General features: G+C 29.1%; 9 protein-coding genes. 1 reads left to right on the forward strand and 8 read right to left on the reverse strand.

Features of this window, described 5'->3' with window-relative positions; translation table 11 throughout:
• Nucleotides 1-178: 178 nt before the first annotated feature.
• From nagE to N4A57_RS14310, 4 genes are all read right to left on the reverse strand, one after another.
• The gene (gene nagE / locus N4A57_RS14295; RefSeq protein ID WP_293658676.1) at nucleotides 179-1,567 is read right to left on the reverse strand and encodes an N-acetylglucosamine-specific PTS transporter subunit IIBC; all 1,389 of its coding nucleotides are present in this window, start codon (nucleotides 1,565-1,567) and stop codon (nucleotides 179-181) included.
• Between the two features lie 295 nt (nucleotides 1,568-1,862).
• Nucleotides 1,863-2,249 (reverse strand): desulfoferrodoxin, encoded by a 387-nt coding sequence (locus N4A57_RS14300; RefSeq protein WP_293658677.1) that lies wholly within the window; start codon nucleotides 2,247-2,249, stop codon nucleotides 1,863-1,865.
• A 282-nt stretch (nucleotides 2,250-2,531) separates the two neighbouring features.
• Nucleotides 2,532-3,263: an SWIM zinc finger family protein gene (locus tag N4A57_RS14305; RefSeq protein WP_293658678.1), complete on the reverse strand. Its 732-nt coding sequence runs from the start codon at nucleotides 3,261-3,263 to the stop codon at nucleotides 2,532-2,534.
• A gap of 16 nt (nucleotides 3,264-3,279) precedes the next feature.
• Complete coding sequence (locus tag N4A57_RS14310; protein WP_293658679.1) at nucleotides 3,280-5,943, reverse strand: DEAD/DEAH box helicase; 2,664 nt, start codon at nucleotides 5,941-5,943, stop codon at nucleotides 3,280-3,282.
• Between the two features lie 312 nt (nucleotides 5,944-6,255).
• Here N4A57_RS14310 and N4A57_RS14315 point away from each other — a divergent pair, with 312 nt between their 5' ends.
• Nucleotides 6,256-6,879, forward strand: a complete 624-nt coding sequence (locus N4A57_RS14315) for a hypothetical protein (protein WP_293658680.1) — start codon at nucleotides 6,256-6,258, stop codon at nucleotides 6,877-6,879.
• A 45-nt stretch (nucleotides 6,880-6,924) separates the two neighbouring features.
• Here the strand turns inward: N4A57_RS14315 and N4A57_RS14320 are convergent, their stop codons facing one another.
• The 4 genes from N4A57_RS14320 to N4A57_RS14335 form a co-directional block, all read right to left on the reverse strand.
• Nucleotides 6,925-8,319, reverse strand: coding sequence for an ATP-binding protein (locus N4A57_RS14320; RefSeq protein ID WP_293658681.1), 1,395 nt, complete (start codon nucleotides 8,317-8,319; stop codon nucleotides 6,925-6,927).
• 496 nt (nucleotides 8,320-8,815) lie between these two features.
• The gene (locus N4A57_RS14325) at nucleotides 8,816-10,021 is read right to left on the reverse strand and encodes an IS1096 element passenger TnpR family protein (protein WP_293658682.1); all 1,206 of its coding nucleotides are present in this window, start codon (nucleotides 10,019-10,021) and stop codon (nucleotides 8,816-8,818) included.
• A 296-nt stretch (nucleotides 10,022-10,317) separates the two neighbouring features.
• Nucleotides 10,318-11,976, reverse strand: a complete 1,659-nt coding sequence (locus tag N4A57_RS14330; protein WP_293658683.1) for a hypothetical protein — start codon at nucleotides 11,974-11,976, stop codon at nucleotides 10,318-10,320.
• Between the two features lie 407 nt (nucleotides 11,977-12,383).
• Nucleotides 12,384-12,950: an HNH endonuclease gene (locus N4A57_RS14335; RefSeq protein WP_330671527.1), complete on the reverse strand. Its 567-nt coding sequence runs from the start codon at nucleotides 12,948-12,950 to the stop codon at nucleotides 12,384-12,386.
• Nucleotides 12,951-13,437: the final 487 nt, after the last annotated feature.

Here is a 13,437-nt window from a genome sequence, read left to right on the forward strand (position 1 = left end):
ATTTGGGCATTCTCCTTTGTTTTGTATTTGGTCGGCAAACCTAAATACTATTCTAACAAAGGAGTCTTTTATTTTCTGCTCACCGCTGGAAGCTTTTTTGAACCACCCGCACAGCAGGTGGTTTTCACTTATACAATAAACAGGAGGTAGATAAATATCTACCTCCCGTTTATATTTTTTATTTCATGCTTAGTAATTTTTTCATTCTACTACATAATACTTCTACTTTCGTACCTACTATAACTTGCATATTTTTGCTGTTCATTTTTAATACTCCCGATGCACCTAATACCTTTAATTTAGATTGATCAACTACATCCGTATCATTTAATACAAGTCTAAGTCTAGTAATACAAGAATCTAATTCTACAATATTGTCACTACCACCTAGGGCATCTAAATATTCTATAGCTAATGCATCCATATCATTGTCTTTCTTTAAATCTACAAAAGACCCTTCTTCCACATCTTCTCTACCAATTGTCTTAATATTGAATTTCTTAATGGCAAACACAAATATAACATAATATACAACAAAGAATGCTAATCCAACAGGAATTAACAACATTCCCTTCGTAGCCAATCCCATATTTACCACATAATCTATAGCTCCTGCCGAGAATCCAAATCCATGGTGAATTCCTAGTATATTTGTTACTGCTAGTGAAACACCTGTTAGTAAGGCATGAATTAGATATAATCCTGGTGCTAAGAACATAAACATAAATTCTATTGGCTCTGTAATACCTGTTAAAAATGCTGTAAATGCAACGGATGCCAGTGCTCCACCTACAAGTTTTTTGTTTTCCCTTTTAGCAGTTGTATACATGGCTAAGGCTGCTGCTGGCAGGCCAAACATCATTACTGGGAAAAATCCTGTCATAAATACCCCTGCAGTTTTATCCCCTGCAAAGAATCTTCCTAAGTCCCCTGTGGCTCCATTAAATTCTCCAAATACAAACCAAACTATACTATTTAATATATGATGTAATCCTGTTGGTATTAATAGTCTATTTACTGTACCGAATACGAAATAACCTGGTGCTCCTGCCCCTATAATCCAGTTGGCCACTGAGTCTATTGCCACCTGAACTGGTGGCCAAATGTATCCATAGGCAATCCCTATTACTATAGATACTAATGATGTTATAATCGGAATAAATCTCTTTCCTGCAAAAAATCCTAGGAAATCAGGTAGTTTAATTTCGTTATACCTATTGTATAAATTACCTGCCACTATACCTGCTACCATGCCTGCAAGTACACCCATTTTCTTCACTTCTATAGCTTCATTAAAAACTGGTGCCACTGCCGTTGTAGTATAATATCCTATGGCACCTGCAAGTCCTGCTGCTCCATTGTTATCCTTTGCAAGGCCTATTGCTACACCAATGGCAAATAATATGGGCAGATTCCCAAATACGGCCTCCCCCGCTGCTATAAGTACCTTAGAGTTCCAAAGAGCTCCAAACCTTAGTAATAATGCGACTACTGGCATTACTGCAATAGGTAACATTAAAGATTTACCTAGCTTTTGTAACTTACCAAATACGCTTCCATTACTCATAATGATTCCTCCCTTTAATTTAATTAAATATGATATATAACATAAAAGGCCTAAACCAATAAAAGAAACTTTTCATTTACTAGGTTTACGCCTAAACATGAGTAAGGTACCTTAATTTATCATTTAGTTTTTTTACCCTTAGATATAACTATACATACCTAATTTTTATACTATAATATGAAAGTAAACTCCTTAATATGTCTTTTTAGGCATATTAAAAGGGAGAATTTATCTCCCCATACCTATGGCAGATAAATTCTCCCTTTATAAAAACCTTTAATTAATTTCCTATATATTATAGGTTTCCTCTCCAAAGACCATGTATATTACAATATTCTCTTGCAATAACATTGTCTGATTTTTCTACCTTAAATACTGCTTCAGGTGCATCTGTAGGAGATAATTCTTGTCTATAAATCTTATTTCCTACTATTAATTCAATCCACATAATATAATGCTTTTCTACCATAGGATGATTTTGACTCTCACCTACTTTAACCTTATATCCATCTTCTAATTCTTCTATATATGGAACATGCTTTTCTGTTGAACTATCAGCTGTTTGCTCCTCTAATAAAGTCATCTTGTTTCCACAGCATACAAGGGGTGCTCCGTCACCTTTAACTACCTCTACAATATTTCCACAGACTTCACATTTGTAAATTTCAAGTTTTTTAGTCATTTTTATCACTCCATTTTCTTTTTTTAATTTTCATATGAGACTATTCCCTATAGGTTATTCTATTTTCTAACACTAAGTTTTACTATGAATATATTATTTATAAGGATTCATAAATAATATACCCACCTAAATTATTTTTAAAACCTATAATAGGGCATATTGAAAAAATAATTTTTTCCCCCATTATATTAATTTATAAGGCATATGAAAAAAAACTAGTCAGCTCACTGAGGAATTTGGATTATTTTCAAGACCTAAGCTTCTATACCATAAAAAATGCCCTTATTCATCCGTATCTATTCCAAACATATTAAATATTTCATCATCTTCAATAACTCTGCGACCCTTCTTCTTAGATCTCTCAAGCATGGTCTTAGTTTCCTTAGTTACAGCCTCTGAAATAATATCATCCATATTTACACCCCTTAAAGTAAAAAATATAGATGGTTCATTGTCTAATCTTGCTCCCACTCCATATAATACGGCAGCCACGTGCTTACACATAATTGCATAATCTGGACAATCACAATGAAACTCTATTTCCCTAGGAGTTGGAAATAACCCCTGTCTCTTTGACACAAATAGTTCTTCTAGTTCTTCTGGAAATTGACCTTGTAATAATTTTTCAATAGATTGAATCTTCCCTAGACATTCACTTACAATACTCTCCCAAGATTCTTTTCCTAACTCTTTTATTGTAATATTTACTTTATAGGGTTCATGTCCACTTCCTAGTACTAGAGCTTTTACCTTTCCCTTTGTGATTTTCAAATCTATTACGGACCCATGCCTAGCATAACTTCTACCCCTTGAAATACGATTAGAATAGTCCGAATAACTTTCTAAGTTTTTATTCCATGATTTACCCCACCACTTTTTAGCCATGGCCCGTCCTTCTATTATTATGGGCGATATATTAGAACCTTTTTTTCTCAATTCTTTAATAGCTTCTTCCGCTCTAGCCCTTCTTTCTGCTACGGTTACATAGGGGGCAAATCCTCCGTAAAATGACATAAGCTTCACCTCTTTACTATATTTTTAGCTTAAATAAATCTAGTATTTCATCATTGTTCATATTTGTAATCCAATTTTCTTGTGAATCTGAAACGATCTCCTTAGAAAGTTTTATTTTATCTTCTATCATCATGTCAATTTTTTCTTCAATGGTTCCTTTAGTTATAAATTTATGAACTATGACATTTTTCTGTTGTCCTATCCTAAAGGCTCTGTCCGTTGCTTGATTTTCTACTGCTGGATTCCACCATCTATCAAAATGAATAACATGATTAGCCGCCGTAAGATTTAGGCCTACCCCTCCTGCTTTTATTGATAAAACCATAAAGGGTACATATTCCTCTCCTTGAAAAATATCTACGATTTCTTTTCTCTTCTTTACTGCCGTCCCTCCATGTAGTGAAACACCCTTATGGTTAAAAATTTCCTCTAAAAAGTCACTAATGGGTTTTACCATTTCCCTAAATTGTGTAAATACTAAGACCCTTTCCCTTTTTTCATAAATAGTTTCACATATTTCTCTCAATCTAGCATACTTACCACTTTCATTTTCACCATATGACTCTTGACCTAAGTACTGGGATGGGTGGTTACATATTTGCTTAAATTTCATAAGGGATGATAGTACTATACCCTTACGTTGTATCCCTTCATCTGCCGATTCTAGTTTTTCTTTTATATCTTTAACTAATTTGCCATATAATACAACTTGTTTTTTAGTAAGGTTTGCATAGGTTTTCATTTCTATTTTATCTGGTAAGTCAGAAATTACATTTTTATCTGTCTTTACCCTTCTTAGGATAAATGGGTTAACAACCTTTTTAAGCCTAGAGTAGCCCTTTTGTTTTTGTTTTAATGCCTTTATAAAATCATTAAATTCCTTAGTACTTCCAAGTAGACCCTTATTTAAAAAGTCAAACAAAGACCATAAATCAGAAAGCCTATTTTCTATGGGAGTACCTGTCATGGCTATCCTATGTTTAGCCTTTAGCTCTTTTACTGTTTTTGTCTGCTTTGTACGAGGATTTTTTATGGCCTGTGCTTCATCTAAAATCACCGTATCCCAAAGGACCTCTTTAACCCACTCATATTTTGAAACCATGGCATAAGTTGTTATGAACAAATCATAGGATTTTGTATAAGTCATATCTATCTTATCTAAGTCCTTATTTTCTGATGGATGTATTACATAATATTTTAATAGTGGTGCAAACTTTTTAATCTCAGAAACCCAGTTACTAATAAGGGAAGCTGGTACTACTAAAATAGTCTTTTCCTTTTTATTTGCCTTTATATGATTTAAAAGGGCAATAACTTGAATTGTCTTTCCAAGACCCATATCATCTGCAAGACATGCACCAAGACCTAAGTTTTTCATATAATTGAGCCAACTTATACCAGTATTTTGATAAGAACGCAAGGTCGCGTTAAAATTATCTCCACATGTTATGGGTTGGATTTTATTTGGATTTGATAATCTGTCAAATACGGAATTTAGCCACTGTCCATTAGTAACTTCTAATTCCCCTTCACTATCTTTAATATCTAATATCTTCTCAGCATTTAATTTGAATTTTAATGCCTCTATAATGTTTATATCCTCACCTTTTGTTAATTCTTGAGCCTTCTCATAGGCCTTTAACATTTCCTTTAACCTATCATGATCCACTTCTATCCATTTTCCCTTTATAAAAGCCAATCCCTCTGTTTCTGAAATGAGTTTTCTTATATCCTCTTTGGTAATCTCATCTTCTCCTAAAAATATCTGGGGATTAAAATCTATTAGGGCCTCACTATTTACCCTTGATTTCACAGATTCGCCCATATTCACAGACATTTTTAATGATTTATTTTTGTTCTTCCACCAGTTTGGAATACGACATAGTATACCTGAACTTTCATATAGGGGAATTTCCTTTAAAAAGGTATATGCTTCATTAATACTTAAACCTATAGGATGAAATATTTCTCCTGTAGATATGAGTTCTGAAATCAATGAACTTTCTTTAGATGCCTTGTTCACAGTGGCTAATAATGATATTAGTTTTTCCTTATTGTCTTCATATTCTATTAATGCATTTTTTAGGGGAAGGTGTTTAGATGAAGCCTTTTCTTCATTATATATTGAATAGGTGGCTAAAAATGCAAAGGGGTACTCTTCTTTTTTACTTTCTACCAGGTGAAAAAATACTCGCCCAGCCAAATTTATATCTATATAATAGGATGAGAAAAAATTTGAAACACTTCCCTCATGTTTTAATATTAGTTCCCTAAAAGAGTTGTTTAATCTCTCAAAAAATAATTTCATCCATGTATCATTTAGATACTCACTACCTAATATATATGGGGCATTGTTTAATAGGTTCTTCATTTGTGTTTCATCCATATTAACTATGGTATTTTCCCTTGATTTTTCTATATTAGGATTTGTAGATAAATTCTTTATAAATATATTTATGATTCCTTTTAAATAGGCCACCGATTCTGATAGTATGACTGATTTTTTTAAAGCTCCTAAAAAAAACAGTCCTTTATTTTCATCCTCTTCAAAGGCACTTATTATATTGTCTTGTATTGATATTTGTTCTTCATTTAATTTTTTTGTGATGGATTGAAAATCAAATTCAAATCTTCCATCCCTTTTAATTATTACTATTAGCTGATTCTTTTCTCTTTCCATAAAGCACCTTCTTTCTCATATATTATATATTTTACCCTATTTGATAAGATTTTTTTCATTTCCATGTATATTTATGATTTTTTGTGAAAATCTTTTTTCGGTGTTCTCCATATGGCCCTTATTTTAAGGTCTGAATTTAATTTTTAAAAGTCAATTTCCTTTTCTCTAGGTGTGAATTATAATGATTGAGAAAGGGCATAATCATGAAATAACTCAATTTTATTAAATTCTATATGTCTATCACTAGTAAAACATGATATTATAAATCTATTAAGTTTCATAAAAAATACTAGGATGTTTAGGAGGATATTAATGTTTAAAAAAATAGTAGCAGCTATAACAATTACGATATTTGTATTTTTTGCTGGAGGCTGCGAGGACATTCATATAAATGAGAAGGAGTTACAAGAATCTAATATAGAAAACAATCAATCAAATATTTTAATATCTGAAGAATTAGGATTATCTTTTATTCAGCCAGAATCTTGGATAAATAATGAGTATATTGAAATTAATGTGAATGGCCCATTCATTGATACATTTCCTTTATATGGTTCTATAAAAGTATTATTTATTCCAAAAGAAATAATGGATAAAATGAGAGAAATGGAGAAGGGGAAAAATAATACTCAATTATATGAACTTCAATTTGATGAAGAATATATGAATCTAGTTAAGAGTCATAAACAATTCATTCATTTTAATATCTACAAAAAAGATATCCTTGGAGAAAAATCTATTAAATCATTATCCAACTTTGAAAATAATGTTTTATTAGGGGAAAAAGACAATCTTATATATTATCTTTCTTATCCAAGTAAGGATCATATAAAGAATTTATCGGAAGAATCAAAAAGGATGTATGAAGGACTTTATGAAGAAATTAATAGTATAATCAACTCTATTAAAATTTTAAATATAAATGCTAAGGTCTAATTTTATAATAATATGAGCTAAAAGAATAAGCCCTATAACTAGAGCCTATTCTTTTATTTCCATATTACTTACCAATATTATTTTTTCATTAGATTCAGCAAAATCTAATACCTCTTTAGTAAATCCACTCTTAGAAAAAAACATGTAATATTTATCTATATAATTTAATATACTTGCCTTTTCTATTAATCCATTTACAACTTTCATTCCTAATAGCTCATTTCTCCATTTACATTCACCAATTAAGACCTTATCTTTATTTATTGCCAATATATCTATTTCCTCTTGTCTTTTCTTCACAGGATTGTTCCCCCACCATCTACCCACCTTCTCAAAAATAAATGGTAATTCTAATTTCTTATTTTTTCTTTTTAAATAATCTATACATATGCTTTCATACACACTTCCCATAAAATCACTAAGCTGTGGCACAATTTTCTCACTATAAACATAATCAATCATCTCTTGTTCTATTAAATCCACATTGTTAAAAATAAATTTGTACCAAAATCTGAATAAATTATCTTTTAAATTATATATGGTTTTTCTTGTAGTGGCCTTTTCTCCTATAGGTATTTCTTTCTCTATAATCTGAAGTTCTATTAATGATTTAATATAATTTGAGCATTTAGCTGTATCTTCTCCCACCTTAGTTCCTATCTCATTTAGTTTAGAACTCCCTGTGGCTATGGCCTCTATTATAGAATTATATAAGGCTGGCTCTCTTAGTTCTTGTTTTAAAAGATTAATAGGTTCTTCATGTAGGTAACTGGACTTATCTAATATATGCTCCTTTATATTTTCTTCCACATGGTACTTATCATTGAATTTTAATAAATACTGAGGTATTCCACCTAATACTCCATAGGATACTACCCTACTTTCAAAATCATATTTTGGAAAAAACTTAATACTATCATAAAAGTCAAAGGGTTCTATTTTTAATTGAGCTGTTCTTCTTCCATATAAAGGGCTCTTATAGGACAAAACCTCCTTCTCCATAAAACTCATAGAGGAACCACATACAACTATGTACAATTTTGTATTCTTTAATGAATGATCTATTAAATTCTGAAGTAATGATGAAATAGATTTATTTGCCATAACAATATACGGGAATTCATCCATTATTAATACTAATGGCTTTTCCTTTGCCCTATCCCCCAAGAATAAAAATGCCTTTTCCCAGGATTCAAAGGAACTCATGAATTCATTCATTCCATAGTATTGTAATATTCTTTTAGAAAATTTCTCTAATGCTAGTTTGTCATTATATTCTTCTGCCACAAAGAATATGGATTCTTTATCTTTGCAAAACTCACTTAATAATCTGGTTTTTCCAACTCTTCGCCGTCCATACATTACTACAAATTGAAAGGAATCTTGTTTATATAATTTATTTAAAGTTTTGAGTTCATATTGTCTTCCTATAAACCTCATATAATCACCTCATATTTATATTATAACTAAAATCAAAATACTTAATCAAGAATAACTTAATCTTAATTAACTTATTTACGATTAAGTTATTGAATTCTTATCTATGCAACGACAGAAGAATATTTATAATTAGTGGTAAAATAGATTTGACTTATACAAAGCAACTTCCTTGATACAATTACAAACTGAATTGTGCAGAATTATTATAACAAGAATTTAATCATGTCCAATCTCCTAGATTCCAAAATTTTAGAATTTTAAAAGATTGTGCCTACAAATCTATTATATTCAATTTCAAATTTGATTATAGCGTATAAGTAGGATAAAAAATATTATGATAAACATATTAGAAGTGAATTCAGTGAACTACGAACTACATATTATATTGTATTGTATTAGGTGTGTAAAAAACATGAGTTATATTATAAAAATCCAGTAGACTAGTTTTAAACTTAGTCTACTGGATTTCCTATTTCAAGATATTGAATTACTTCTATTACCACATGGAATATTGTTCTGGTGATTTACCCTTAGATTCTAAAATTTCACCAGTGGTAAGTCCTTTTTCATTTTCTATAAATTCTTCTACTCTTATATTAAACTTCCATTCATCACCATAGTCAAATAAATATGTAAGTATTTGTCCTTCATATAAATTAGCCTCTTCTATAGTTAATTCTTCATACTCATCACTTACCCCCATAGGATTACCCGAATAAATTTCTTTTTCTCTACTACTCTTATTTCCTATGTAAAACCCGTATAAATGATCATTGTCAAAATCATAAGCCCTTTGTATTAGCATATGGAATTCATGAAAAGTATGATTGTGACATAGCCTTATGGTTCTCCATAGATTTTTATCTAAAGAAACCTTAAATATATATGCACCTTTTTTGTTAATTTCTTCTTCTTCTAACTCTTGGCTTACTGTTCCTTTTGAAAATACTTGAGAAATAATGTGAAAAAGACTTTTATTTTCTTTGTTATAATCTTCATCATATGAATATACTAAAAATTCTGCTTCTTCCTCGCCCCAGTAGGTAATACCTTCTTTTGTGAGTTTTTTACATATTTCTATACCTAATTTAGTTGGTTTAATTTCTTTTATAGAATCATCATATTTACTTTTTGCTCCTTCTATCAGTTCTAAATCACACCATCCTAGGAACTTCAAATGATGGGTAAATCTTGATAGCGTTGAAAAACACATTCCAATATCTGACTTAGATCCCTTTGTTATCATATATCCCTCTTTTAATTCAGCTATTTTTGTCATTAAATTATAACGATTTATTACACTGAAATTACCATGGGAAATTTTATCATTATGATATTTTGACCAAAAGGTTTCCACTATAAATACATATTTCTCTAAATTATTTAGTTTTTTATATCCATCTAATTTATTTGTTTTCACTAGTTTAATTTTCCCTTTTTCCTCACTTGCCCTAAAAAATAATCCACCATCAATGCATAGGGAAAAAATCAGGTCTATTATTAGATACTTATCCTGATTATAACTGGCCTTAATCACATTGTTTTTAAAGTTCATCTGTTCATTAAGGGCAAAGGAATCCTTTTTCCCTAAGACTAACATTTTGGCTGACAACCTTGGGCTATTTTTTTCTATATAATTTATAAATGTATCAAAATCTTCAATTAGTGGTCCTATTTGTTTTTCAATATTTTTCATATCCATTTAGTTCTCCCTCTCCTAATTCTTATCTAAGAAATATTATATTTTCAATCGCCTTATTGATTTTAATTATTCTATTAATTATTCCTCATCTTCACATTCATAATACGCTTCATATAAATAACTCATACTATCTTGAAATCCATATGAACCAATGGCTTTATGACAGATTAATTTTTTCAATTTTGGTACCTCTGTAATAAGGTTTCAACCTTGTTATAATCTTATTTATAGTAGCATTTTTTCAAAACTCTTTATTCTTATTATAATACACCTGACTTATAAGCCTATATTCTCGTCTAAACTCCTTTTAATATATATCCTATTTGAAGACTATTATCACTACTCAATTTATTATTTGCCATCATATATATATTTCTAATAATATCTACTTGTTCTTTTCTAGGTTGGATAAAACTTCTATTAAATTTATTTATCCATAATTCTATTTCATAATTAATCATTTTAATATAAGTGCCACTTGATATTTTTAATATTTTTAATAGTTGCAAAATTCCATCCCATTTAGGATAATGATTTATTAATTTTATTAGATTCATATATACATGGTCCTCGTATCCTTCAAGTTCAAACAATTCAAATATCATATTTTCATCCAATAATAAGATATTATTCTCCAAACATTTTTTTGCATTATTTGATTCACTAATATTATCCGATACTAACTTATCTATAGCATATTCTATCCCTTCCTTATAATTCAACTTATATATGGTAGATAATGCTGTTTTTCTAATATTCACCTTTTCATGTTCAAGATATTTTAATATATAATTAATATCTCCCTTATTTCCAGTCTCCTTAATTCCAAATATTATACCATTTAGATTATAATTTTCCTTATCTATTTCATCTAAATACATTTCTCTAAAGTTTGTTATTCCCTTTTCCTTCAGCTTATATCTAGCATAATGTCTAAGTATATATGATTTATTATACATAAATGGAATAAGCACTTTATGGAAGTCTGGTACATTCATTTTTTCTAATATATTAATTGCTGCTATTTTGCATACTAGGTTCTTATTTTTTTTCAAAGCTTTATAAATTAACTCCTCATTATCTTCATTTATAACCTCATGGATTTTTTCAATTGTATCCCTAAGAATAACAATATCTTTACTTTTTAACCCAATATTAATAATCAAATCAATTGTCCTATTAATCTCTAATAAATACTTAAATAGTTTTCTTCTAACTAATCTTTCTTCACTATTTTCATACATATCCAACAGTAATTTGTAGTTTCTCTCATTAATAATAAGCTCTTCTAATTTAAATACTATATCTAAAAAATCATCACGGCCCCAATTATTCATCCTCTCTATAATTAGTATGCATTCAATAATATCTTTTATATATTCATCTTTTATGTACTTGATCAATTCTTTTTTAGCAAAATCTCTTATGGGTTTAACCCAGTCGTTAACTCTTATCATTACAAATTTTATTTTAAAACCATGTTCAAATTCTAATAATTTCCTTAAAGAATCCTCACGTACATGTCCATCTGGATGTAAAGTTAGAATTGCTAATATATAAATTCCTTCTTTTCCGAAACGGTCTATTAAATCAACTCTATGCATATTAACTTCCTTATACCTGTTTTGAATATGACAATCAATATAATAACCGTAGTATTTACTTCTAAAATATTCTGCAAAGAATAATAATTCCTTAATAGTTAAATTATCCATTATTCTCTTTAAATGTTTCAGTGCCCTTGAGGCAATAATAAGATCTTTGTCAAAACATAAAATAAGTAAATATTTTATAAGTCTAATATTATCAACATGTTGGATTTTATCTAATTCTTCATTAAATACACTTCTTCTTTTTTTAGATAATACTATCAATCTCTTTTTATCATAATTTAATATTTTTTTTAATGATTCATATATCTTTAAATCCATATCTCTATGAAGTTTATCATCCATCTATTCTATCCCTCTTTTCCCATTTAATAATACTTAATTGAATTGCTCTTTCTACTAACCAATTAATAAACTCCTCAAAATTCTTTGCTAGGAATGTGATTTTGTAATCATAACTTTCATCTACATGAACAACTTCTGGTTCTCCTTAAATACCACATTTTCTGTAGTCTAGCATAATCACATCATGTCCAGCAGATGGATTTAAATTATTTGATGGTTCATTAATATATTTTCCTAAATTTCTATTGTGAATATGAGAATAAATTAATAGAATTAGATAAAATCAATAAATACGATGATATGAATAAAATAGATATTATAGGAGATATGGTTAACATCAGAGTATAAAACTGGCCCTAGATCTAATACAATTCTAACTGATTAAGTTATAGATAAGATTAAGTTTTTTATATAAATTCTTTAAACTCATCATATAATAGTTCTATATCTTTTATAATCCATCTTTTAAAAGCTGTAAAACTTGAACTTACATGTATTTGTTTTTTTATTCTTCTTTTATAATAATCTTTTTCATCTTCATCAATTGCTTCTTCATATTGCCATAGATTATTTTGAAATTGTATTAATTCTTTTTTTAACTTCCTAACTATATTTTTCCCCTCAACTTCCTTTTGATGAGTTGCGCCATTATAGATTTTATTAAGTAGTTCTACCGTTTTATTAACTAATTGATCATCGTTTAGAGCACTTATCTTCACTTTCGTTTTTGGAAATGTATCTGCATAATATTTTATCCAATTCTCAACGTCATGGTCTGAATTAGTAAAATCTAATATATTCTCATACTTGTCCATTTTTATATTGTTACAGTGACCACAGGACAAAAATAAATTTTGCCATTTAAATTTTAGTTTCATATCTCCTCTATGTGGTTTAAAATGTTCTATGTTTAATGAGGAAGACTCTTTATATTCACACATATAACATTTATTGTGAAATTCTTTTACCAACATATAGAAAACTTCTTTTTTATTATAAGTACCACTTTTTTTATTTTTCTCTTTTTCTAATATATCTAGACAGTCAAAAGTTCTTAAATAAATTCATAAAAAAAATAACACTCCAAGGGGTAAGGGATTTTACAAGGAACTACCATTTGTCCTAGTAAAATATCAAGGTATAAATTCCATTTTGGCATCAACTAAACTGGATCTAGATCCACTAAAAATGATAATAATCTATAGCTATAGGATTGTTTCAAATTTTAGCCCTAAAATTTTCATCTGAGATGAACAGACCCAAGTTCCCTATGAGGTTTTTAAGGACGAAATCTAATAGTATACACTCAGAAGCTACAGCTAGGTATTTTCTAAGGAAAAGTATTTTTTGCATTATTGATAAAACAAGTAAATTAGCCATAAGTAAAATAATAAAATCCAAGCAAGTTAGTTCCTCAGATTATGAGGATTTACTAGCTTCTTAGTTATACATAACTTTTGA

The organism is Anaeromicrobium sp. (assembly GCF_025210435.1).
In the GTDB taxonomy this organism is placed as follows: domain Bacteria; phylum Bacillota; class Clostridia; order Peptostreptococcales; family Thermotaleaceae; genus Anaeromicrobium.

Bases quoted from the DNA above. Each gene is read 5' to 3' on its own strand.
- N4A57_RS14330 (WP_293658683.1), bottom strand. From the start codon at position 11,976: ATGGATGATAAACTTCATAGAGATATGGATTTAAAGATATATGAATCA.
- N4A57_RS14305 (WP_293658678.1), bottom strand. From the start codon at position 3,263: ATGTCATTTTACGGAGGATTTGCCCCCTATGTAACCGTAGCAGAAAGA.
- N4A57_RS14310 (WP_293658679.1), bottom strand. From the start codon at position 5,943: ATGGAAAGAGAAAAGAATCAGCTAATAGTAATAATTAAAAGGGATGGA.
- N4A57_RS14315 (WP_293658680.1), top strand. From the start codon at position 6,256: ATGTTTAAAAAAATAGTAGCAGCTATAACAATTACGATATTTGTATTT.
- N4A57_RS14300 (WP_293658677.1), bottom strand. From the start codon at position 2,249: ATGACTAAAAAACTTGAAATTTACAAATGTGAAGTCTGTGGAAATATT.
- nagE (WP_293658676.1), bottom strand. From the start codon at position 1,567: ATGAGTAATGGAAGCGTATTTGGTAAGTTACAAAAGCTAGGTAAATCT.
- N4A57_RS14325 (WP_293658682.1), bottom strand. From the start codon at position 10,021: ATGGATATGAAAAATATTGAAAAACAAATAGGACCACTAATTGAAGAT.
- N4A57_RS14335 (WP_330671527.1), bottom strand. From the start codon at position 12,950: ATGTTGGTAAAAGAATTTCACAATAAATGTTATATGTGTGAATATAAA.
- N4A57_RS14320 (WP_293658681.1), bottom strand. From the start codon at position 8,319: ATGAGGTTTATAGGAAGACAATATGAACTCAAAACTTTAAATAAATTA.